The organism is Treponema pectinovorum (assembly GCF_900497595.1).
In the GTDB taxonomy this organism is placed as follows: domain Bacteria; phylum Spirochaetota; class Spirochaetia; order Treponematales; family Treponemataceae; genus Treponema_D; species Treponema_D pectinovorum.
Genome location: NZ_UFQO01000005.1, coordinates 126,812 through 149,784, shown reverse-complemented (window position 1 = coordinate 149,784; position 22,973 = coordinate 126,812). Strand labels below are relative to the sequence as shown.

General features: G+C 37.1%; 16 protein-coding genes and 1 tRNA gene. 5 read left to right on the top strand and 12 right to left on the bottom strand.

Annotated features, from left to right (window positions below):
• Window positions 1-689: 689 nt before the first annotated feature.
• The 3 genes from FXX65_RS08590 to FXX65_RS08580 all read right to left on the bottom strand — a co-directional run bounded on the left by FXX65_RS08590 (window position 690) and on the right by FXX65_RS08580 (window position 8,842).
• Window positions 690-1,001, bottom strand: coding sequence for a hypothetical protein (locus FXX65_RS08590; protein WP_147614122.1), 312 nt, complete (start codon window positions 999-1,001; stop codon window positions 690-692).
• Window positions 1,002-1,073: 72 nt separating this feature from the next.
• A complete protein-coding gene (locus FXX65_RS08585; RefSeq protein WP_147615925.1) occupies window positions 1,074-5,759 on the bottom strand; it encodes a SpoIIE family protein phosphatase in 4,686 nt (1,561 codons plus the stop codon).
• Window positions 5,759-8,842, bottom strand: a complete 3,084-nt coding sequence (locus tag FXX65_RS08580) for a PTS lactose/cellobiose transporter subunit IIA (RefSeq protein ID WP_147615924.1) — start codon at window positions 8,840-8,842, stop codon at window positions 5,759-5,761. Before FXX65_RS08580 ends, FXX65_RS08585 begins: the two co-directional genes overlap by 1 nt.
• A gap of 302 nt (window positions 8,843-9,144) precedes the next feature.
• Between FXX65_RS08580 and FXX65_RS08575 the strand changes: the two genes are divergently transcribed.
• Window positions 9,145-10,482, top strand: coding sequence for a UPF0164 family protein (locus tag FXX65_RS08575; protein ID WP_147615923.1), 1,338 nt, complete (start codon window positions 9,145-9,147; stop codon window positions 10,480-10,482).
• Window positions 10,483-10,540: 58 nt separating this feature from the next.
• On the opposite strand, the gene FXX65_RS08570 is transcribed toward FXX65_RS08575, so the two are convergent.
• A complete protein-coding gene (locus FXX65_RS08570) occupies window positions 10,541-12,115 on the bottom strand; it encodes a 1,4-alpha-glucan branching protein domain-containing protein (RefSeq protein WP_147615922.1) in 1,575 nt (524 codons plus the stop codon).
• Between the two features lie 21 nt (window positions 12,116-12,136).
• A complete protein-coding gene (locus FXX65_RS08565) occupies window positions 12,137-12,811 on the bottom strand; it encodes a DUF4912 domain-containing protein (RefSeq protein WP_147615921.1) in 675 nt (224 codons plus the stop codon).
• A gap of 431 nt (window positions 12,812-13,242) precedes the next feature.
• Here FXX65_RS08565 and eno point away from each other — a divergent pair, with 431 nt between their 5' ends.
• Complete coding sequence (eno, locus tag FXX65_RS08560) at window positions 13,243-14,544, top strand: phosphopyruvate hydratase (RefSeq protein WP_147615920.1); 1,302 nt, start codon at window positions 13,243-13,245, stop codon at window positions 14,542-14,544.
• A gap of 390 nt (window positions 14,545-14,934) precedes the next feature.
• Window positions 14,935-15,552 (top strand): formate/nitrite transporter family protein, encoded by a 618-nt coding sequence (locus FXX65_RS08555; RefSeq protein WP_147615919.1) that lies wholly within the window; start codon window positions 14,935-14,937, stop codon window positions 15,550-15,552.
• A gap of 133 nt (window positions 15,553-15,685) precedes the next feature.
• Here the strand turns inward: FXX65_RS08555 and FXX65_RS08550 are convergent, their stop codons facing one another.
• The 3 genes from FXX65_RS08550 to FXX65_RS08540 form a co-directional block, all read right to left on the bottom strand.
• Window positions 15,686-16,726: a GGGtGRT protein gene (locus FXX65_RS08550; RefSeq protein WP_147615918.1), complete on the bottom strand. Its 1,041-nt coding sequence runs from the start codon at window positions 16,724-16,726 to the stop codon at window positions 15,686-15,688.
• 3 nt (window positions 16,727-16,729) lie between these two features.
• Window positions 16,730-17,431: an iron-sulfur cluster assembly scaffold protein gene (locus tag FXX65_RS08545; RefSeq protein WP_147614113.1), complete on the bottom strand. Its 702-nt coding sequence runs from the start codon at window positions 17,429-17,431 to the stop codon at window positions 16,730-16,732.
• 340 nt (window positions 17,432-17,771) lie between these two features.
• Window positions 17,772-17,844 (bottom strand) — tRNA-Lys (locus FXX65_RS08540).
• Window positions 17,845-18,101: 257 nt separating this feature from the next.
• On the opposite strand from FXX65_RS08540, the gene FXX65_RS08535 reads away from it, so the two are divergent.
• Window positions 18,102-18,650, top strand: coding sequence for a hypothetical protein (locus FXX65_RS08535; protein WP_147615917.1), 549 nt, complete (start codon window positions 18,102-18,104; stop codon window positions 18,648-18,650).
• 101 nt (window positions 18,651-18,751) lie between these two features.
• On the opposite strand, the gene FXX65_RS08530 is transcribed toward FXX65_RS08535, so the two are convergent.
• The gene (locus tag FXX65_RS08530; protein ID WP_147614111.1) at window positions 18,752-19,027 is read right to left on the bottom strand and encodes an HU family DNA-binding protein; all 276 of its coding nucleotides are present in this window, start codon (window positions 19,025-19,027) and stop codon (window positions 18,752-18,754) included.
• 190 nt (window positions 19,028-19,217) lie between these two features.
• On the opposite strand from FXX65_RS08530, the gene FXX65_RS08525 reads away from it, so the two are divergent.
• Entirely contained in the window at window positions 19,218-20,243 is a 1,026-nt protein-coding gene (locus FXX65_RS08525; protein ID WP_147615916.1) for a hypothetical protein, read from the top strand.
• Window positions 20,244-20,287: 44 nt separating this feature from the next.
• Here FXX65_RS08525 and FXX65_RS08520 read toward each other — a convergent pair whose 3' ends face one another.
• The 3 genes from FXX65_RS08520 to FXX65_RS08510 are packed head-to-tail and all read right to left on the bottom strand — an operon-like array spanning window position 20,288 to window position 22,968.
• A complete protein-coding gene (locus tag FXX65_RS08520) occupies window positions 20,288-21,349 on the bottom strand; it encodes a tetratricopeptide repeat protein (RefSeq protein WP_147615915.1) in 1,062 nt (353 codons plus the stop codon).
• Between the two features lie 18 nt (window positions 21,350-21,367).
• Window positions 21,368-22,297 carry an MlaD family protein gene (locus FXX65_RS08515; protein ID WP_147615914.1) on the bottom strand — a complete coding sequence of 310 codons (930 nt, stop codon included), beginning with the start codon at window positions 22,295-22,297 and terminating at the stop codon, window positions 21,368-21,370.
• A complete protein-coding gene (locus FXX65_RS08510) occupies window positions 22,294-22,968 on the bottom strand; it encodes an ABC transporter ATP-binding protein (RefSeq protein WP_147615913.1) in 675 nt (224 codons plus the stop codon). The genes FXX65_RS08515 and FXX65_RS08510 overlap by 4 nt, the downstream gene beginning before the upstream one ends.
• Window positions 22,969-22,973 lie beyond the last annotated feature (5 nt).

Below are 22,973 nucleotides of genomic sequence, written 5' to 3'. Positions count from 1 at the left end.
AAGAAAAACTCATTTCTTTGCCTTTCTTTTAGTGCTTTGTCTTGTCTTTTTTCCTTCACTAATTTTCTTTTCAAAGAACTGTCCGCTAGTGTTTGTAGCGGGTGAGAATGACTATATCACCCTCCTTCTTCTTTTGTCAATACTTTCCTCTTCCTTTTCCCTTTTTTTTTCTTCTTTTTCAAATATTTTTTTTATTTCTTCTTTCTTTTGAAAATGTTGTGTGAGCGGTGTTTGATGTTTTTTATGACGAGATGTTTTTTTATGACAAGAATTGTATATGCGGTGTTGTTGTTTTGTTTAGACGAGATTTTGCAGGCGAAGTTTGATATTGGGTTTTGACGAGATGTGGTTTTACGAGGAGATTTTGCAGGCGAAGTTTGATATTGGGTTTTGACGAGATGTGGTTTTACGAGGAGATTTTGCAGGCGAAGTTTGATGATTGATTTTGGACGAGATGTTTTTTTTGAAAAGAATTGTATATGCGGTGTTTATATTTGTTTTAGAGATGTTTTTTTAAAGAATTGTGCCTACGGGGGCTGCTAATCGCTGTTCTGCGGTAGCGCTGGAAGCCCCGTAAGTCCACCGAAGGCAGCACTCTCGTGCTGCCGAGGAGGATGAGCGTTAGCGAAGGGCGTACATAGCGACGGCTCTGCCGAAAGGCTGTGCCGAACCGCCTCTATGAAACAGGACTATTTTTTTTCTAACTGGGACTCGAGATTTGCGATTTTTTCTTTTATTTCGTTTATATTTTGCAGGATTTGCGTTAAAGTTTCGTCGGCTTTTGAGATTGTTTTTTTGTCAGAATTTTCAAATAGTTTTAAAACCTGCTCCGCTAATTCAAGCTTTTCTTCTTTTAACTTTGCCTGCAACTGATGTTTTTCCAGACGAATAACGCTTTCATCTGAAAAACGGCTTACTGCCTCGCTTGCCTTTGTAAACGCTTTTTTTGAAGTTTTTACGCCTTTTTCAAAATATTTTTTCATCTCTTCTTTTAATTCCATAACTTCACTCCAATTCTTGTTTGTTTTGATTTTAGCACAAGTTTGCAATTTTTTGATTTTTTATTGAGAAAATCAGACTTTTTTTATCGCAAGCAAGGTTAAATCGTCTGCCTGTGGATCTTCGTTTACGTTCGTGTAATAAACATAGTTTTCTTCTTCCATATCCACGAGCGAAGAACAATAAAAATCGTAGCGGTTGAATGTCTTTTTTAAGAAAGCGTCGATTTTTCTGTCCACGCGAATTCCATCGCCTGTTATTACAACATCGCCTTTTTCGTTTCTTTGAACGCTGCCTTTTGAATCTGGTCTTTTGTAGATTCTAAAGATTTTTTCAACTGAAACTAGTGCCATTATAGAATCGTCTATAGTCCCTTCCAAAGTTGAAAAATCAAAAATCAAAGATTCGTTTGGAATTGGATTGTGATATTTTGTTAGAACAAACTGTTTGCGGTTCAAAGCGGCTTCGAGTATCTGCTTTACTCGAACGGCTTCTAGCTGCGATGAAGTTTGTCCTACTTTGTGGTTAAAATGCACATCGCCTTCTTTTAAGCCTTCCTGTCTGCATTGTGTTACTTCATAATTTGAATCGCGGAAAAATCTCGTTGCTTCTTCGATACCGTCCGTGTACAAAAGTAAAACATCGCCAGGATTCAAGTGAATTTTTTCTACGATAAAGCCGCCTTTCATATCTACCATAAACGATGGAAGCGGACCTGCTGCTGGAGCTTCGTGGAGTGTTATTGTTTTTTCTTGTTTTGTATTTTGGTCAAAAACATGAATTATGTTATCGCCTGCGTTACAAACGTAAACATCACCAGTTTTTGTGTCAAAAAGGCAAATCATCAAAGTTGCAAATTTTCCTTTTACCCCTAAGGATTCTATAAAGTCGTTTATATCGACAACAAGCCGATTGAGTGAAGTTCCTTTTTCTTTGAATGTCCAATTTTCAAAATATTTTCGGAATAAGGTTGCGACAACTGTCATCATAAGAGCCGCTGGAACTCCGTGACCAGAAACGTCGCATTTTATTATCGCATAAAACCTTTCGTCCAATTTTTTATAGTCAAAATAATCACCAGAAACTGCATCCGCGCCTTCATAATAGCCAAAAATTTCTACATTTTTTTCTTTTAATTCCGCAGTTGTCTGCTTGCCGCCTTTGTCCGCAGCGTTCAAAGGAAGAAAAGTCTGCTGCACTGCTTTTCCGTCGAGAGCCATTTTTTCCTGCTCTGCCGCTTTTTCTTCGTCTTCCGCAGCTTTTACAAGCCCATCGGTCATTTCGTTTACGGCCTGTCCTAAAGTTCCAATTTCGTCATGAGATTTTACAGAAATAGTAAAATCCTTTAACTTTTTTTTATCTTTTGTTTCTGTGATGATTTTTACATGCTGAACAAGTTTTTTTATCGGTTCTACGATTAAAGATGCCAAAATCCACGAACCTATTATGCCAAGAGCGATTGCAATCATTGCGACTATAACTGCAATTACGATGATTGAAGCCCTCGCCCTTGCCAAATTGTTTACTAGTTCTTCCGTGGATATTTGCAAAATCAAAATCGCATTTAAAAGTTCAGAAGTTTCTGTGCTTCTATAGAAAACCGGATAATAAAAAGTGTAAATCAAATCGTCGTTTGCAATAGAATCCAAATTAAAATCAGGAAACGATTTTGTATTTAAGCGTGAAAAATCGCGGAGTATCTGAGTGTATTCATCTTTTTTTTCTTTTGAATATTTTTCGTCCAAATCCAGCAAAATAGAATCTACTTTTTGGTGTGCCTGTGATTCTAAACTTGCACAACTGATTGCAATTTTTTGTTCGATAGTACCCGCTTTGAATCTGCTTTTTCCTACGAGAGCCTCGCCTGCATCCAATTTTTGAGCAACCTCGGAAGAGGTTTGCGTTGAAGCCCAGAAATAGTCGAGATTTGAATCATTATTTTCTAGCCCGCGACCTATTATTGTTGCATAGACTGCGCTTTTAAAAGTGTCCGCCTGCTTTACAAGGTCTATAAGCGCAACCGTTCCGCCACCTTCGCGAGCATCGAGCATTGCGTTTTGAACAGAGTTTGACATTCCTTCTAGCAAAACCAAAACCTGCTCATACATGCTTTCTGAAAGAGTTTGCCTTTGGGTTTTTATCATATTTTTGCCAAGAGAAAGCGAAACCATCATTACGATTGCCAAAACCAAAAGAACAGTAAAGAGTACAAGTTTTAATTTAAGGCTAGTTTGGCGGCGTTTTAATTTTTCGATTTTCATTTTTTTCGTTAAAGGCATATCCCCTCCATTCAACAAAGCAAGAACTTGCGAATGTATCAAAACTGATTCTTTATATACAAAAACTATTCCGCGTATGCTAAACGCGCAAATAAAAATTCCTAGGAAAATTGCAAGATAAATCAACAAATCCACTATAGAAAGGCTCTTCGTTTTTTGAATATCAAAACTTTTCCACACAGGAACTGCTTGGTAAGGCCTTTCTATTTTTACAGTTCCGCTTTCGTCAACGCTAAATCTGTTCAACCGCGAATTTGCATTTAGAGGACTTATTCCACGCTCTGTGTGATATAAAAATATTCCGTAATTTCCTACATCTAAATCTTCAAGATGAATGCCCGTAATCAGAGAGTTGGATTTTATCTGGAACTCGCCTTTGTTGTAATTCAAAACCCTGTCATAAGGAAGTTTTCCGTCCCTATCGATAAATATCTGCGAGATATAGCCTTCTGTTGAAAAATCCTGACCGTAGACATCTATTTGCAGAGCGCCCAATTCATCTCTTGAAGTTTTTAATCCTGAAATAAAGGTGAACGGAATATATTTGTTTGCGATTAAAAGAATTTTTTGACTTTCGCCAACGTTTCCAACCTCATCAATTCCACAAACGCTAAAAACATAAATTCCGTTACGAATATTGTTAAAATCGCACGAAGCTTTTTTTGTAAGAATTGAACGCGGAGGTTCTTTTGCTCTTTTTAAATATTCTTTTTCGTTGCGGTTAATTTTATCGATGTAAGATTCAATTTTTTCTTTGGAAGACTTTTGCGGATGATTTTTTGAATCTTTAAACTTTTCGTCCAAAGAATCTACTCTTGTAAGAGCCCAACTGTAGCCTGCAATATCGCTGTCGCTTTCATCTTTTTGCCAGTTTATAGTGAATGTTGAAGATTGCAAAAATGAATATTCATCTTTTGGAAGGTCGTTTATCGTAACTTTTTTAGGAGGCGTAAGGTCTCGATAGTATTCCAAACTTGCAGAATCCGACCAGTTGCCTGCCATGTCTAAAACTTTCGCTTTAAAATAATATTTACCGTCAGAAAATGCAGATGCGTTGAGAGAATAGCTTTTTCCAGAAGAAAGATTCCGTTCTACGATTAAGTCTTTATCTTGAGTTGAAGGCTCTTCATTTTCGTCTAAAGAAAAACTCCACGAATATCCTGCAATTCCGTTTGTATCCTGAGGAATCGTCAAATTGACTCTTACTTTTTCCTGCCTAGACCTAGAGCCTTGCCTAAAACTCACAGGAGTTAAAACAGGTTTTTGAGCAAACTTGTCCTGACGAACCATATATAATTGACTTTGACCTTCTTTTTTTTGCCAGATATAAGAAATTTCTTTTCCATAGGATGAAATAACAGGATAGATAAATGAAGCCTTTGCGCTGTTTTTTATCAAACGTTCATACGAAAAAGAGCCGTTTGAATTTTCTTTTACTTGATATGCGCCTTGATTTTCATCAAACCACAAAAGATAGTTTTCGCCTAAAAAATTGAAGAAATTTGGGCGGTGAGATTTTTTTTGGCTGTCATATTCTCTAACGCGATTTTTCTCAGGGATTTTTCCGTCGAAATCCAAAACTGCAAGAGCGATATAAGTGTTTTCGGAACGGACTTCGTTTCTTTCCCAGGCACACAAGATTTTTTTCCCATCAAAAAAAAGTGCTGGACTTTGATTTGAATATTCTATAAACGAATTTCTTCTGCGATTTGCGGTTGAGCTGTCATCGCTCAATAAAACAGGAACAGAAAAAGTTTTTAAGTCATCTTTAGAAAGCGTTGAATAGAGTTGAAAAGTCTTTGGCTTATTTGGAACAGAAAAATGTGCCTGAAAAACAACCATATCGCCTTCGGGAGTTGGGCATAAAAATGGCGAAAAAGAATTGTCCAGTTCTCTCGAAGGCAAAAAGTGTGTAAAGGAAGACCATTTTATTCCGTCGTGCGATTTTGAAAAAGCGATTGAAAATTTATTTTCGCTTCCAAGCGAGGCAAAAAGCACAAACTCACCTTTTTTTGTCTTAAAAATTCTTGGAGCAACGATTCTCTGGTCGCTCATAGAAAGTTTTACAAAAGAAAAAGATTCTCCTCCGTCTTTTGAGGTATAAACGCCAATTTCGTATTGAGATAAGGTTACGCCAACGGTTAAAGTTCCATCGTCAAGGGCACAAGCCGTATATATATCAGGAACTTCACCTAAAAACTCAAAAGGACCTGCAACATTTTTTTTGACTGACCACTGATTTTCTTCTTCACCACGCGAAATAAAATTTATATACAGTTTGTTTTCTGAAACTTCTTCAAAAAAAACATAATTTCGACCAACGCTCTTTAGTGCAATCGGAAATTGCGTATTTTTTGAAGTAAGCGGGATTGGATTTTCAAAATAGAGTTCTTGGGAATTTGCAAAAAAACTGCCAGCAAAAAACACAACGATGAGAAAAATGAATCTTTTTAAATTTTTCGAAGGAATAAAATCTTTCATCACATATTCTCGATTCTTCTTTTGAGTTTTATCACTTTACTAACCTGCGGATTTCTTGCAAAAAGATCATTTATAACGCTTTGCGCCTGTTCTTTTAAGCCATCGTTATAATAGCGTTCCGCACGAGCATAAAGTGCATCGTCTGCATCGTCAAGATAGTTTTTTACCGTCGTTTTTGAGGTATTTGCAATGTAAGTCTGGTCTTTTAATCTTTGTGCGAGCGTATTTCTGCGGTCTAAACTTAACGCCTCGTCCAAAAGTGCAACTTTTCTTGCTATATTTTGCTCTCGTTGAGCCTGCGCTGTAAGAAGCTGCGAACGCTCTCTTGCTCTCCTAACTTGCAGTGATTTTTCAGCCTTGTCTAAAACTTCTTCCATATCTTTTACAGCAATCGAAACATTTTTGTTTTCTGGGAAAACCTTTTGAAGATCCTTTAAATCGTTGAGGGCATTTTTTATATCAACTTCGCGACCAGAAGAAGATTCTGTTTTTGCAAGAGAAATTTTTTGATTTATCGCAATTTCGTAAGATTGAGGATCGAGGATTTTGCTTATTAAAAGATTTAAATTGTTTGCTTCAATATTTTTAGGAAAAACTCTTTGAACTTTTCTAACTTCGTCTCTCGCCTGCTCGAGCAATGATTTGCCTTGTGCAAGTTGTTCGCTTTCGTATAATTTTTTTCCTTCTTCGTAATGAAGTTTTGCGTTATTCAAAAATGACCCCATATCTTTATACAGCGGATCAGAAAAGGCGATTTCTTTGCCACCTGTAAACTCCAGTGCATCCCTTACAAAAACCATAAGTTCGTTGATTTCCGGGTTTTCCTGCGATTGTGTTTTTTCCCAAACGTCGCCTGCTTGCTCCAAAGAAGATTTTGCGTTTTCAAAGTTTCCAGCATAGTATTCGTTATACGCGGAAGTGATGAGAGAACGAACCGTTTTGATTACCCATTCGTTTTGCAAAGTGGTTATCCTTTCGTCCGTTGCTGCAATTTTCGCTTCAAATTCACTTCTCAAACTTGCGTTTTCTTCGTGTGCAAGAGATTTTTTGTAGTTTTCGTCGGCTTCAGAAAGTGCCTGTCTCGCTTCATCGTATTTTTCCGCTTTTAAAAGTGAAAGCGCATCATCATACATCTGCCTTGCTTGGTTTGCATAAGTTAGGGCTTCGTTGGTTTTTATTCTAGCCTCAGAAATTATTTCGTTATTGCTTACAATAAGACTGTTTAAAGCGGAAGTAACCTTTTCGATATTTATAATTCCTGCTGAATAAACCTGCTCCGTTGTGCGATATAAAGAGCCACCGTCTAAAGTATTTCTGTATGAGGTTAAGACATTGCGCTCCTTTTCTATATCGGAATTTAGTTTTATGCAGATTTCGCGTGCACGGCTCGGATAAAACTTTGTAATTTTGACATCGCCTGCAGTTTCTTCAACTCCCAGCAAAAAATTTTTTGCCTGCGCATTTAAAAGTGTAAAAGACGCAAGTTTTGAATCGGCTTCATCGGAAAGGGTTTTTGCAAGTTTAGACCAAGTTCCACCAGCCTTTTTTATGCACTCTTCTTCGCTCAACTCGGTCAATTCATCGTACAAGGCTATTTCGCTCTTCCAGTTAAGGCTTTTATCTTTGAGTTCAATTCCAGGTACAAGAATTGATTTTTCGCTTTGAAGATTGGTATCGATTTCCTGCTGAATCTTTCTTTCCTGCGTTAAAAAATTTTCATCTTTTTGTAAGCGAATATTCGAAAGTTGATTTTCGTAAAAATCAGCAACCTTTATGCATTGCCCAGCAAAACCCATAAAATCGCGTCCGTTTACCTGCAAATTTTGCAAAGAAAAATCCTGTTCATACATTGCACTACGGATTTCAAATATCGTTTTTAGTTTTTTTTGCGAAAGATTTGCTATAAAATCCATTGAAGAATTATATCGTTCAAAAGATTTTGCTGGAGAACCTTTGATCTTTGCATAGAGCGATTGCAAGTTTTTACCTTGAACAGAAAAATCTGAAGCTGCATTTGCAAAATCTGTAAAGACAGCAAGATTTTCTTTTGAAAGTTGTTCTGTTTTAACAGAATCTGCAATTAAAGCGTATTGAAATGATATTTCTTTTTGAACTAACTCTTTCATCGCCTCAACTCTAGTATTCCAAAAAGAATCTATTGCACCAATCATTCCTGAATCCATTTCGTTTTTTGTTCCCAAAACTGCCCAACGGCTAAAAGTTATGTAAGAAGTATCCAAAAGTTCAGGATTTAGCTCAATCGCACGTTCATCAAGTTTCGTAAGTGTATTTCCCTCTGCAAAAAGAGTATTGCGCGTTAAAGAAAGTTTTTCAAAAGAATTTTTTACAAGCGAAAGAGCAGGAATCGATTGCGAAAGGGAATGAGATTGCAAACTTTTTACATAAGAATCAAACGCAAGCTGACAGGCTTCAAACTCGAGTTTTACAGAAGCATTGAGCCTTCTTATGCGATTTATTGTTCTTTCAACTTCAAGTTTTAAACTGTCTGGATATGTAACAGGAATTTCCTCGCTTCCATTGTATATTATGTCCGAGTCGCTTTTTTTTAGGGAAAGGCTTTCTTGAAAAGTTTCATAAGCGCGAAGATAATTTTCGCTTGATTCCAGAGAAGCATTTTTTATGAACTCGCTACCGCGATTTACAAGAATCTGCGAACGGTTTACATAATATGAAAGTCGAACAGTTCTGCGGGCATCGTTTGTAAGGTCAATCTGCTCTTTAGAAGGATTCAATTCTGAATTTTCAAGAGCCATTATTATATCCATCTTTTGCGAGTCTAATTCGTCAATCTCGCTTTCGCTAAGATTTTTATTTTCGGAAGAAAGCTTCATTTTTTCTGCAAGCTCTGCTGCCTTTTGATTAAAGAGATTTCTTTCCTTTATGATTTTTGAAATTCTCTTTTGCGCCCTGTCAAATTTATTAGGATACAATTGAATAAATATAGAAAGTTCTTCCAGCGCAAGTGAATAATCCCCAGTTTTTATGAGAAAATCTATCTGTTCAAGCGATAATTCATCATCCTCAACGCTATTTTTTTTCTGAGGATAAAAAGTGCTGGACACAAGAGAGAAAAAAATAAATGTAAAAATCGCCTTTCGGAACATCGACATAATTATAACAAAAAAAACTTTAATAAAATCTATACACTGAATTTTTAGAGATTTTGATGTAAAATTGATTTAGATTTGTGTACATCTTTTTAACAAACAATTTTTGTAAAGTGAATGTTTCGCCAAAATCAAAAATTCAAAGATTTTTTCTTATATTATATTTCGGTAATATTTCTTATGGAATGTAGATTAAAAACCGAAATTTACTAGAGCAGATTTCGACTTTTAAGGGATTTATCGCGGTGAAAAATAAGATGAAAGGTATTTTCATAAAAAAAAGCATAATTATTTCTCTTATTTTTTTTATTGGCACAAAATTTGCATTTTCCCTTGAACTTTCTGATGTAAATAATCGCCTTACAGACATTTTTGGAAACCTTACTGATGACAACAACGCAGGAACTACAGTATTCCGCTCGCTAAACATTCCAAAAGGCGGGCGGGCAGAAAGTTTGGGAACTGCGGTAACAGCCCTCTGCGATGATATAACTTTTTTTGATTACAATCCGGCCGGTTCTTCGGTGCTAAAAAATACAGAATTCGCGGTTTTTCACAATTCGTGGATTGCAGATTCTGCAATGGAAACTTTAGAAGGAACTACGCGATTTAACAATTTGGGAATGGGATTCCAATTCAAATGTTTTTACGTTCCTTTTACCGAATACAACCTTTTTGGCGACAATGTTGCAAAAAATTACTATTCAGAAACTTCGCTTGCGGTCAATCTTTCGTATAATTTTTTTGCCGGCTACGATTTTAAGGGGCTTTCGCTTGGTGCAAATGTAAAAACCACCTGGCGAAAAATGCCCGACTATACAGACAACAAAAACGACAGAATAAAATCAGGTTCTGGACTTTCTCAATCTGCACTCGCTTTGATGGCAGATTTTGGACTTTTGATGCAATTCAATTTGCTAAAACATTTTGACGACACCGAGCCGAATTTTCATTTTGCCTTTACGATAAACAATGCAGGACTTTCTGTAACTGGTTTTTCAAAGGAATTCCAGCTCGATGACTCGCTTCCAACAAGGGTTACTGCCGGTTTTTCTTATAGATTGATGAAAAATTTCGTTTTTACAGGCGAATTTCGACAGCCCGTAAATCTTTTAAAAATCACCTCATCAGAAAAATTCTCACTAGCGTCTGGCCTTGAATTAAACATCACAGATTTTTTTGATTTAGAGACTGGACTTTTAATCTCTGGAGGAAATCCTCGCTTTAGTCTTGGAAGCCAATTCACAGTAAAAGGCATAAAGATGAGCGTAAATTACACTTTAGACCTTACAAGTTCTTTTAATCCTGTAAACCACATAAGTCTAGGAGCAAGGCTAATCTTAGGCGACAGAGGTCGCTCGCTTATAAAAGATGAAGTTCAAAGCAAATATGTTCAAGGAATTCAACTTTATTCTAAGGGTGGAAAAAACGACATAATCGAAGCGATCCAAAAATGGACGGAGGCGAAAGAACTTTCTTCTTCCATGGGAATAAGATTTGATCCTGCTATAAAAGCGATAAAATCTGCACAGAGCCTTTTGGATTTGCACGATATGATAAACTCATACGGAACTCTGGATTCAAAAAATCAGTAAAGATTTATATAAGGCAAGTTCTAATTTCAAAATTTATTTATATGATTTCGTATAAAAATTAAATCTTTTTTCTAAAAATTCTATAATTCATCCACGGGAATAGATTGTGTTCTTTTTCAATTTTTGTAAGCCATTCTGTGCTTACAACGTTAGAGCCCAAAGAATCAAAGACAGTTGTAAAATCCATAACGCTAGAGATAAAAGTCTGTTTTGCAAAATCCGGCATATATCCGTCGTGTATCATCTTTGCAAGTTCTCCGGATTGAGAAAGCATCAATTCCTTTGCGCCTAAAATCAAAAGCCTAGCTTTTAAACCTGTGTCATCAGGAAAGCGCCCTGCAAGGTCAACCATGCGCTCGCTCATCTTTCTTGTGTAACGGACCATCCACGAATTAGAACTGTCAAGCAGATCTTCGCCATAGCCCTGCCCGCTGGCAGCAGAAGGATAAGGATTTACTTTTGTCAATTTAAATTGCTCTTTTATTAAATCCTCTGGACAGGCAAAGTTTGACTCGCAATTCAAGCGCAGTACTTGTTCAAAAAAATCCATTCCTTCCGCCCAATTCTGCCCTAAAGTACTTGCATTTATTGCGCAAACCAAACTTGGCTCGTTTACACAAGAGGATACGCATTCAAGTTTTTTGTTTTTAGAATCGAGGAATTTTTTTGCATCGATTTTTACCTGCTCCATAGCCTTTTGACTGTCGTAGATTACCAAAGAATCATCTTCTTTTGACCAATATCTAAAAAGGCTGTCGAGTCGTGGAGAATTCTGCTTCATAAAATCAGAAAGTTGAGCAGAATCAAGTTCAAATCCAATATCTCGGTTTTGATTTTTATAAACCTTGTTTGCAGAAAAAGAAGATTCGCCTTCAAGTTCAGAGTAAATTTTTGAATCTGTTCCAAAAACTACCAAAGAATTGTTGCAACGAACTGGCTCAAAAATTCCCGCAGCAGGAGGATTTTCACAAAAAAGCAAGCTCTGTGCATTTAAAAGAGTGTAATTTACGCCGTAAGAGCGCAAGACATTTTCCAACCCTCTAGAATACCCCATATATGGAAGCCAAAAACCATAAGGGACAGTATCAAAATAGTACTTGTGCGAGATTATTCCAGTTTCAACTTGTGCATTTAAAATTTCAGGTAAATCGCTATAGTGAGGAAGAAAAGCATGAGTTCCACAAGAAGTTAAAATTTCAATCATTCCTTTTTTAGAAAATTGTGCAAATTGAGCGAGCAAATTGCGGTTGTATTTTTGTGTAAAATTTTCTCTGTTTTCCACAGCCTTTTTTAATTGCTCTTGTGCATTTTTTAAAAGGGGTGGTTCATCCTTTAGGCGCTCAATTTCTTTTTCGCCTAAAATTATGCAACGCTCAAGCCAGTCAACATATTGATTTTTTAACATTTCGTCATCGAGCATTGCGCAGATTACAGGCGTTAAAACCAGCGAAAATTTTGCATTTATGTGTTCGTCTTCAAGTTTATGCAAGAGATTTACAAGCGGAATGTAAGTTTGGCTTAAAGCGCTAAAAAAAATTGAATTTTCAGGTCTAGGAAATTCCCCCTCGCCTGATATATGACGGATATATGGTTCGTGGGCAACAACAACAAGCGCAAGATTTTTAACTGACATTTTTACATCTCCGTTTATATTCTAAAGAAAAGACTGCCTGTGATTCTCAAAATGAGAAGTCAGCAATTCTTTCATATCAGAAAGTTCAAGAGCCACAGGCAAATTCAATTCCCTTCCAGGAAGAGAATTCAACACCGAAGAACCTTTTGGAAGTTCAATTTTTCTTGTTATCGCAAGATTTTCGTCTTCTTTTGCAGAATATCTGGCAACAAGGTCAACCCTAACAAAGTTTTTCCCAGGAGAAAGAAGCACATACTGCTGTCGGTCAGAAATCCCAATTTGAACATCAAAAGATTCCAATGGTTTTTCATCTGTTTCTGCCTGCCAAAAAGAAACTCTAAGATACAAAGATTTGAATGAAAAATCTGCATTTAACCTTGCAATATCGCTAGAAGATATGTCCCAATAAACATAAATCCACGCAGGATTACGCAAAATGGCACAGATATTTGTTTCGTTATAAGATTGCGGAAGTGCGTCTTCGCGTTTTGAAACAGGCGCAATTTCTTCGCTAGTAGAAATATCATCTTCTACAAAATCTTCTTTATATTCTTCTGCAATTTCTAAAAGTTCGCCAATTATAAAACTTCTATTCAAGTTTTCTGGAATATCAATTCCAAATTCGTCGCACAAAGTTATTAAATCAGCAGTAGAAAGGGTTTCCAAATGTGAACGGTTTAATATTTTTATATCCATAATTTTTTATTAATTGATATAATCTTAAAAATCTGTTTTTATGTCAATCTTACAAGCAAAGTCTTTATAGCCAAAAAGGAGTATATCATTTTTGGAGATAATATATCCTAAAAAAATAAAAATAATCTTATAAATTTTTTTAAGGCAGCTTTTTGCTAAAGCAAAAATCGGGCTTTGCGGGGTTCGCTAAGCGCTCATCGTCCTCGTCGCTGCGCTCCTGCGCTCGACGGCTTCACCGCCCCTCCAATCCCTGCCGCACTTGTCGCACAGGATGTGCAATCTAAAGACAATATCAACAGTTTTGCAAAAACTTTCTTTTCACCAACTAACAGCAAGTCGCTGCTTGCATATTGAGAAAATAACTTCATTGTGATAGTATGCAGTTATTTAAGTTAGCAATAACTAACTTTATCTTTTTATAGGAGAAACTGATGAAATCAACAAAGATTGTTAAAGTTATCGGTCGTGAAATAATCGACTCACGCGGCAACCCAACCGTAGAAGCAGAAGTTCATTTGGAAGACGGAACAGTAGGTTTTGGAGCAGCCCCTTCAGGAGCTTCAACTGGAGAATTTGAAGCACTTGAACTTCGCGATGATGACAAAAAAAAGTTTGGCGGTAAGGGAGTTTCTAAAGCAGTACATAACGTAAACTCTTTAATTGCAGATGCAATCGTAGGCTTAAACGCTTCCGACACATATAAAGTAGACGCAGCAATGCTCAAAGCCGATGGAACAAAAGACAAATCAAAACTCGGTGCAAACGCAATCCTTGCAGTATCAATTGCAGCCGCTCGCGCCGCAAGCAATTCACTCCAAATTCCTCTTTATAGATTTTTAGGCGGAGTACAGGGAACAAAACTTCCAGTTCCAATGATGAACATATTGAACGGAGGTGCACACGCTTCTAACTCTGTAGACACACAGGAATTCATGATTATGCCTTGTGGCGCTCCATCTTTTAAAGAAGGCTTAAGATGGTGTACAGAAGTATTCCATTCACTTCAAAAATTGTTAAAAAAAGAAGGACAAACAACCGCTGTAGGCGACGAAGGTGGATTTGCTCCAAACTTAAAATCTGACGAAGACACAATCGAACACATCCTCCAAGCGATAAAAGACGCTGGCTACACACCAGGAAAGGATTTTATGATTGCAATGGATGCCGCTTCTTCAGAATGGAAATCTCCAAAAGGCAAAGGTTTCTATCATCAGCCAAAATCTGGCCTGGATTTTACAACAGACGAACTTATCGCACACTGGGAAAAACTCGTAGACAAATATCCAATCGTTTCAATCGAAGACGGTCTTGACGAAGAAGACTGGGAAGGCTGGGTAAAAATGACAGAAAAACTCGGCAAAAAAGTTCAACTCGTAGGCGACGACCTTTTCGTAACCAATGTAGAGAGACTTTCAAAAGGCATAAAAATCGGAGCTGGAAACTCAATCTTGATCAAACTCAACCAGATAGGTTCAGTTTCAGAAACTTTGGAAGCTATAAAAATGGCACACAAAGCAGGTTATACAGCAATTTCTTCACACCGCTCAGGCGAAACAGAAGATACAACAATCGCAGACCTCGCTGTTGCGCTGAACACCTGCCAGATAAAGACAGGAGCTCCAAGCCGTTCAGAACGCGTTGCAAAATACAACCAGCTTTTGCGCATAGAAGAAGAACTCGGACAGGCTGCTTGCTACCCAGGATTTGGTGCATTTAATTTGGACTTAGAATAGAATTTGGGCGGATTTTTTCGCTGCACCAAAGGTGTAGCGAAAAAAACGGGCTATTCGGGGTTCCGCTTGCCGCTGCATTGGCTTACGCCAACGGCTTCGCCGCCCCTACTATCCCTTCCGCTGGGGGCTCGCAGGCGGGACGCGGGGCTACAAGTAGACCCTTCCGCTGTAAGCTCGCAGGCAGGACACGGGGCTACAAGTAGGCCCTTCCGCACCAGCGCTGGGAGCCTCTTTAGTCCACCGCAGGTAGCACGATTTCGGGCTACCGAGGAGGATGAGCGTTAGCGAAAGGCGCACATAGCGCCAGCCAGCTGCAAGCTGGCTGGGGTGCTGTTAAAATTTTGATTACTTCTTTTTTGTTAATAAAAAAATCTATATAATTTGTGTATTATGATAAACGAAATTAAAAAATCCATCATTTCGGGAATTCTTATTTCCATAGGGTGCATCGGCTATTTGGCAAGCATTTCTTCGGGGCTAAACTGGCTGGGAGCGTTGCTCTTTTCTGCAGGTCTTTTTACGGTCTGCGTTTATGAGTTTAACCTTTACACAGGCAAAGTCGGTTACATCGGTTTTAGATTTACTGATTTTAAATACACGCTTTTTGTTCTTCAAATATGCGTTTTTAATTTGCTTACGACTTTTTTAATTGGAATGATAGTTGGCAAAAATTTTCCTGTCATTCAAGAACAGGCGATAAGATGCTATTCCGCAAAACTTTCTGGAACAGTGTTAAAATCCTTTATCTCTGCTATTCTGTGCGGAATTTTGATGTTTCTTTCTGTAGACAGCTGGAAGAAAAATCAAAAAATTGGGCTTTTTATCTATGTACCGCTTTTTATAATTGCAGGATTTGACCACTCAATCGCAAATTCTTTTTACAACGGAGCAGCTTTTGGGAAAGATACTTTTTCGCTTGCAAATTTCATTTTTGTTTTAACCGTTGTGCTTGGAAACGCTGTCGGCGGCATGCTGATTCCTGTTTTAACTCGCAGTTGGAAAAAATAAAAAGGTCAGCAAAACAACGCTTTTAAATGTGCATCGAAGTACTGGCTTTTTTTTTATTGGGCTTGAATCGTTTTATAAAAAAAAGGAGCTCCAAAACCGAAGCTCCCTTTAATTTATTTTTTTCTTTTTAAATTTAGAACGAACCTGCTACAGCAACTGCACAAGCAACTGTGCAACCTACCATCGGGTTGTTTCCCATTCCCATAAATCCCATCATCTCTACATGTGCTGGAACTGATGAAGAACCTGCAAACTGTGCGTCGGAGTGCATACGTCCGAGTGTGTCTGTAAATCCGTAGGATGCTGGACCTGCTGCCATGTTGTCTGGATGGAGCGTGCGTCCTGTTCCGCCACCGCTTGCTACAGAAAAGTAATTTTTACCTTCAAGGAAGCGTTCTTTTTTGTAAGTTCCTGCAACAGGATGCTGAAAACGTGTTGGGTTTGTTGAATTACCAGTAATTGAAACATCAACGTCTTCGTGCCACATGATTGCAACACCTTCGCGAACGTCGTCTGCACCGTAGCATTTTACGATGAGGCGTTCTGGATTTGAACCATAAGGAATCTCTTTTACAACTTTAAGCGCTTTATCCGTGCCTTGCCCATTAAAATAGTCAAATTCAGTTTGAACGTATGTAAAACCGTTGATACGAGAAATTATCTGTGCTGCGTCTTTTCCAAGACCATTCAAGATGACGCGGAGTTTGTTCTTACGAACTTTGTTTGCGTTTGCTGCAATTTTTATAGCACCTTCTGCTGCGGCAAAAGATTCGTGACCTGCCAAAAATGCAAAGCACTGTGTTTCTTCAGAAAGAAGACGAGCACCAAGGTTTCCGTGTCCAATACCAACTTTGCGGTCATCTGCTACAGAACCTGGCAAACAAAATGCCTGAAGTCCTTTTCCAATGTTTGCTGCAGCAGAGGAACCTGTTTTATCGCCTGTTTTTTCTGCCTCTTTAATGGCGATTGCAGAACCCAAAACATAAGCCCATTTTGCATCTTCAAAACAAATTTGCTGTGTTGAATGGCAAATTTCGTAAGGATCAAAGCCACGAACCTTGCACAAATCGCGAGCCTCGTTCAAACCTTTTTCGCCTTCGCTAAAACCATATTCTTTAAGAACCTTATTTATCTGTGGGATACGGCCTTCAAAATCTTCAAATAATGTTGCCATTTTCTACTCCTTGCGTGGGTCAATAAGACGAACCATACCCTGATCTTCTGTTACACGACCGTAATGTGTGCGCGCCCCAGCGATAGCCTCTTGTGCAGGTTTTCCAGCTTTAAGAGAATCCATCAATTTTCCAAAGTTTATACAATTGTAACCGATAATTTGATTATCTTTGTCAACTGCGCAAGTTTCTACATAACCTTCAGTCATTTCAAGATAGCGTGGTCCTGTTTTCCTAGTTGCAAACATTGTTCCAACCTGTGAGCGAAGGTTTTTTCCAAGATCTTCCAAAGACGCGCCAACTTTTAATCCACCTTCTGAATATGCAGACTGAGAGCGACCGTATACGATTTGCATAAAAAGTTCACGCATCGCTGTGTTTATAGCATCGCAAACGAGGTCTGTGTTTAAGGCTTCGAGCAAGGTTTTTCCGATAAGGATTTCAGAAGCCATTGCTGCCGAGTGTGTCATACCAGAACAACCGATTGTTTCGACAAGGGCTTCTTCTATAATGCCGTTTTTGATGTTCAAAGAAAGTTTGCAAGCGCCCTGCTGAGGAGCACACCAGCCGATTCCATGTGTAAAACCTGAAACATCTTTGATTTCTTTTACCTTGACCCATTTTCCTTCTTCAGGAATAGGAGCAGGCCCGTGATATGCGCCTTTTGCCAAAGGACACATATGTTCCACTTCTGCAGTGTAGATCATAAAATTCTCCTAAAAATAAATTGAATTGACATTTGTCACTTTTTAGGAAAAGTGACTGTTTTTTTGAATTGACAACAACGGCGTACCAGACCGTCTAAAAATCAATCAGCACGAATTATAGATTTTTTAAGAATTTAAAACAATAAACATATAGAAAAGGATGCGACAACGATTGGAAAAGCCAGCGAAGAGCTGGTTCTTGTGGGGATGCTTGCAACCACACAAGAATGGAGCGCAAGCGGAACTTTGGAAAGCGTGTTTTTTGCGATTTTAAGAGCAAAAAGTCGCCCAGATAAAATTTAAAATAAAAAAAACGGCCACCATATTGATGACCGTTTACTGAGCTACGATGGACTCGAACCATCGACAGCCGCCTTAAAAGGGCGGTGCTCTACCACCTGAGCTAGTAGCCCATACATTCGCTTCGTGAATGCTTAAGAAATATACGATTTTACTTAAAAAGTGTCAATAGCAAAAATGCTTTTTTTTATAGTTTTTATATTTTTTCCAGAAAAAAATTTAAGAAAACTCTTACCTTTTGCTCATAAAAGTTTAAAGATTCTTATGCGAGCGTGCATTATTGTTGTTTACGTAATCGATTTGCGATTGCTGAAAGACTTGTGTTTTTCAAAATTAAAAGAGTTTAAAAACTCTACAAAGGAGACGCCTTATGTCAAAAAAAATCAAAAATGTTGCAGTTTTAGCGATTGCATTGTGCCTTTGCACTGGAGCAGCGGTTGCTCAAAATTTTAATGAGTTTGGAAATCCTAAAAATCCGCCTGAGCCACAGTTTCAAAATCGAAAAAATTTTTGTTTTGAACGAGAAGATTTTGGAAGACGAGATTTAGACATGCTAAATGATGAAATCATCATTGGAAAGATAAAATCGATAAACCTTTCAACTTCGCAAATTGTCGTTACAAATTCCGACGGCAAAGATGTTACGGTTGAAGTAAGTCCGTTTACTTTTATAAACTTTAATGACGATTTTAAAATGAAAAAACAACCAAGGGCAAATTTCAATTCTCAGGAAACGAAAAAAGAAAATGATGAGAGAGTTCTTCCACCCCAATCTAAAAAAATAGAACTTTCTGAACTTGCAAAAGGCGATTGGGTTATGATATCGACGTTTAATACCGAAACAAAAACTTTTTCTGCGTTCCAGATTGTTGCACAAAAGATAAAACAAAATTCAAAAGACATCGAAAACGCAAAATAGCATTATAAAAAAAACAAAACCCCGAACATTCTTATCGATTTTTGATAAAACTTTGTTCAGGGTTTTTAAATTTTATAGTTTTTAATCTTTATAAAAGAAAACTATTTGTTGACCTTGTCTTTAAGAGCTTTTCCTGCCTTGAATTTTGGCGATTTTGACGCTTTGATTTTTATAACTTCGCCAGTTTTAGGATTTCTTCCAGAACGTGCAGCGCGCTCCCCTATTCCAAAAGTTCCAAAACCTAAAAGAGCAACATCATCTCCTTTTGCAAGAGTATCTGAAACAGTTTCTATAAACGCTTTGAGTGCCAACTCCGAATCCTTTTTTGTAAGTCCCGATTTTTTTGCCATAGCGTCGATAAGTTCTGACTTATTCATTTTGTTCTCCTTGTAAAATAAAAAATGACCGCAATCAATTTTTTGCGGCAATATTAGATGCTAAAAGTCTGCAACGCAGAACAGTAAACAAACCATATCTTTCATTTTATGATATAATCGCTTACAACTTCAACACTAGGCTTTAAAAAAGTCGATATATTTGCAATAATGATTTTGTAGGAAAAGAAAAATGGATGCTATTCCCTCGCAAAAAACAGAAATTTTTGGAAGAAAGATATTCTTTTTGGGCACAACTTTTTCGCTAAACACGAATATAATTCTTCGTCTTATGGAACAGGAATACGAAGTCTACAAGGTTGAAGACTACAGGCAATTAAAGAGCATCCTTTTGGCAAACCAAAAATCTATAGTCTATATAAATGCAGATAACCAAAATAACGCTTCAACTTGGTTCAATTTTATACAGTATTTTGAAACAGCAACTGAATTTTCTTCGACTTCCTTTGGCGTTTTTACTGGAAAATTAAAAGGACAAGATAGGGAGCGTTTTAAAAGCGCCCTAAAACTAGAAGCAGGATTTTTTACACTCGACAAAACATTTGCAGAAATTTTACCAGGCGTTCTTTCAAAATTAGATTCGCTGCACGCAAAAGGCGTGAGGCAGTTTGTAAGGTTGAACTGCGCGAATAACAAAGATGCAGAAGTTTATTTTGTAAGCGGAAATATGATGTACAAGATGAATTTTATCGATATATCTTCGATTGGGGTTGGCATTGTAATTCCTGTAAAATATGCACAGATTGCACGCGTAAATACCGTAATTCAGGGGCTCACGCTGGTTTTAGGTCCAAAGCAAATCAAAGTGAATGCAAAAATTCACACAGTAAAGGCAATGCAAACAGGAATTCTTGCTGTGCTGATTTTTACGCCGGATACTCCAGATAATTTAAAATCTTACATACGAACTTACATCTTTGAAGAACTGCAAAAATCCTTAGTAGAAGCGATAATGCAACTTCCATACGACAAAACCGACTACAGCATTGTTTTAGCGCCAGAAGATTCTACAGAAGAAAAAGAGCAAACTATTGCTCAAAAAGAAAAAACTGCTATTCAAGATAAAAAAAATACATCAACTGAAAAACAAGAAAAAACTGAAAATCTTTCTGATGCAGCATCTTTAAAAACCGGCTCTGTTGAAGAAAAAGGCGAAAAACCTAATTCAGAAGAAAAAACAGATTCGACTTCAAAATAAAATTGAAAATCTGCACAATTTTGCTAAAAGAATTAAATTTTAATTTAAATCGATTGAGCCGTTTTTAAACAAAAATCCGCTTCTTCAAAAAAATGATTCGATAAATATATTTTTCTAGCCCAAAGAGCAGCATTTTTTGCAGAGATTTTTTCAGCTTCTGTTGGCGCATTTTTTATCAGAATCAACGCAAATGCAAAATAATCAGAAGCGATTGCAACTGAATTTTCTGCATCCTTATCGTATTTTAGCGCCTTATCTATTAAAAAAAGTGCTTCGTCTTTTTGTTTTAAAATAGAAGCCATGCGAGCTGCATCGTAAAAATCGTGACCGATTTCTTTTAAATCACGATTCTTTATGTGAATTTCTGCGGCTGCAAGATAAGAATCCTTTGCTTTTTGAAATTCTTTTTTGTATGCGTATGTATCTGCCAGAGTTCTTTTTAAATATGCAAGATAATAAGGTTCTGTTTTTAAGATTGAAGAATATGATGTTTGATTCTGCTCAAGTTCAGAAAATTGTCCTTTTGAGTTTTCGTCTGATTTTTTTTCATCGGAATTTGATTTTTCGCCTTGCAATAAAAGATTCAATTGTGTTTTGTAAACCTTACAGACAACTTCATAAAATTCTTTCTTTTTAGTATTTTTAGAATATTGCTCTGCTTCTTGCAAAAAATCTGTAGGACTTAAACTATAAAAATAAAAGTCCAATTCATCTTTTGCTTCATCATTTTTTTTCAATAGTGCTGATTCAATCTTTGTTTTAGGGTTTTGTTCATAAAAAATTTTGCAGATAATCGAAGAAAGACAAATTTTAGTCAGAAGTTCTTCATCATCAACGCTTAAAGCAAGTGAGTATGCTTGAGCAAGGTGATTATAAGAGTTTTGAAAACTAAATGAAGCAAGTTCAGAATTTGCCCGCTGATACAAAACAGAAGCTTTCTGCGAAGTTTCTGTAATTTTCATTGTTTTTTTGGGAGAAGACGAGCAGGCAACAAAACAGAACGCTGAAATAAAAATACCGATAAAAAATAAAAAGGCAAATCGATAAATCGGCTTACAAAGATGGCATTTATTTTGTCTCGCATTTTTCTTTTTTGCATATTTCATAAAAACCTCTTAAAAAAATTAAAAATCAAAATTGCGCATTTGGAAAGTGGAAGACTCTTCTTTACTTCTGTCAGGAATGCCGCCTCGAAGCAAAGGATTATTTTTTACGCCTGTCATAACATCCTGTAGTTGCAATAGAAGTGTATTGAGTTGAACGAGCGCTTCGTCAACTTGAGGACTTACATTTTCTAAAAGGTTATCTGTATTTTGAGAAACGCTTGCAAAATCAGAACTTATTTTAAAAAGATTTGCCACAACAGAATTTAAATTTTTATACAGGTCTGTACCCAAAATTTGAGAAAGGCTTCCATTTTCTGCTTGCAAGATTGAATTGATATTTTTTATGAGAGAATCGGTTTCTTTTACAATGCTTTGAATAGGAGTAACTTTTGTGCGCAGTTTTCCTGCAAATGCAGAATCTATCTGAGAAACTAAAGAATTTACATTTACCAAAAGCGTAGAAACTTGGTTCATGAGTGCACCAATCGAGTCTGTCTGTTTTTCTATTTGGTTTAAATTTTCTTCTACTATCAACTGCCCCGGAACTGAGTCCACCCGAAATATTTCGGAACCGTCTTCGAGCAAATTGTAACTGCTTCCCGGATAAAAATTAAACGAAGAGCCCAGCCCGATTGGACTTGTCACAAGTTGAACCAAAGAATTTTCTTTTATAAATGAGGAATATTCGCCTAAAACATAATAGTCCACGCGCACCATAACGCCTTCGAGACTTACCTTTTTTATCTTACCGATTGAAAAACCCTTGTAATTCAAATCCATCCCAACGCTAAGCCCACTGCCTGATTCAAAGACCGTATAAAAATTTGATTTTTTTTCGAACCAGTGCTGTCTTCCACCTATGGCAAAAATTAAAGCAATAAGACCTGCGAGAGCCATTATCGAAAAGATTCCTACGATTTGATCTGCAAAGCGAATTTTGAATTTCATTTTTCGCTCTCCTCTTTTAAAACACCGTTTTCTATTTTATAGATTGTTCCTGGAAATTCATTTATGAACGCTGGATTATGGCTCACGTAAATGATTGTATTTTCCTGCTCTAAAAAATTGTGCAAAAGCTCTGTTATGACTTTGGTTCCACGCCTGTCTAAAGATTCTGTGCATTCATCTAAAAAAATCACTTCTGGACCTAAAATCATTGCACGGGCAAAGGCTATCCTTTTTTGCTCTCCAGTTGAAAGATCTGTAGGTCTAAGCGATAAGTCCCTGTCATATCCCACCTTAGCACAGATGCTTTCAACTGCAAAAAGCCGTTCTTCTTGAGACATCGTTGGAAAATGAACCTGCAAAGGCAGAGTAAGGTTTTGAACTATCGTCTGGTTAGCCCAAAGCGCTGAATCTTGAAAAACAAAGGAGCATTTCTTTCTAAAATCCAAATTTTCAGAATTATTCATTAAAAAAATATCCTGACCATTAAAAAAAATTTCTCCAGAAGTTGGAATTAAAATTCCTGCAATCATTTTTAAAAGTGTAGATTTTCCACTGCCAGAAGCTCCTAAAAACGCTGTAGTAGTTCCCTTTTGAATTTCTAAACTAATACCGTTAATTATTTTTTGGCTGCGCGAAGAAAATTCAACTGATTCAACTTTAAACAAAGACATATAAT

Excerpts from the sequence above, each read along its gene's own strand:
- FXX65_RS08515 (WP_147615914.1), bottom strand. The coding sequence starts at position 22,297 with ATGAAATTCAAAATTCGCTTTGCAGATCAAATCGTAGGAATCTTTTCG.
- FXX65_RS08550 (WP_147615918.1), bottom strand. The coding sequence starts at position 16,726 with ATGGCAACATTATTTGAAGATTTTGAAGGCCGTATCCCACAGATAAAT.
- FXX65_RS08555 (WP_147615919.1), top strand. The coding sequence starts at position 14,935 with ATGATAAACGAAATTAAAAAATCCATCATTTCGGGAATTCTTATTTCC.
- FXX65_RS08590 (WP_147614122.1), bottom strand. The coding sequence starts at position 1,001 with ATGGAATTAAAAGAAGAGATGAAAAAATATTTTGAAAAAGGCGTAAAA.
- FXX65_RS08585 (WP_147615925.1), bottom strand. The coding sequence starts at position 5,759 with ATGAAAGATTTTATTCCTTCGAAAAATTTAAAAAGATTCATTTTTCTC.
- FXX65_RS08575 (WP_147615923.1), top strand. The coding sequence starts at position 9,145 with ATGAAAGGTATTTTCATAAAAAAAAGCATAATTATTTCTCTTATTTTT.
- FXX65_RS08535 (WP_147615917.1), top strand. The coding sequence starts at position 18,102 with ATGTCAAAAAAAATCAAAAATGTTGCAGTTTTAGCGATTGCATTGTGC.
- FXX65_RS08570 (WP_147615922.1), bottom strand. The coding sequence starts at position 12,115 with ATGTCAGTTAAAAATCTTGCGCTTGTTGTTGTTGCCCACGAACCATAT.
- FXX65_RS08530 (WP_147614111.1), bottom strand. The coding sequence starts at position 19,027 with ATGAATAAGTCAGAACTTATCGACGCTATGGCAAAAAAATCGGGACTT.
- FXX65_RS08520 (WP_147615915.1), bottom strand. The coding sequence starts at position 21,349 with ATGAAATATGCAAAAAAGAAAAATGCGAGACAAAATAAATGCCATCTT.
- FXX65_RS08545 (WP_147614113.1), bottom strand. The coding sequence starts at position 17,431 with ATGATCTACACTGCAGAAGTGGAACATATGTGTCCTTTGGCAAAAGGC.
- FXX65_RS08510 (WP_147615913.1), bottom strand. The coding sequence starts at position 22,968 with ATGTCTTTGTTTAAAGTTGAATCAGTTGAATTTTCTTCGCGCAGCCAA.
- FXX65_RS08565 (WP_147615921.1), bottom strand. The coding sequence starts at position 12,811 with ATGGATATAAAAATATTAAACCGTTCACATTTGGAAACCCTTTCTACT.
- eno (WP_147615920.1), top strand. The coding sequence starts at position 13,243 with ATGAAATCAACAAAGATTGTTAAAGTTATCGGTCGTGAAATAATCGAC.
- FXX65_RS08525 (WP_147615916.1), top strand. The coding sequence starts at position 19,218 with ATGGATGCTATTCCCTCGCAAAAAACAGAAATTTTTGGAAGAAAGATA.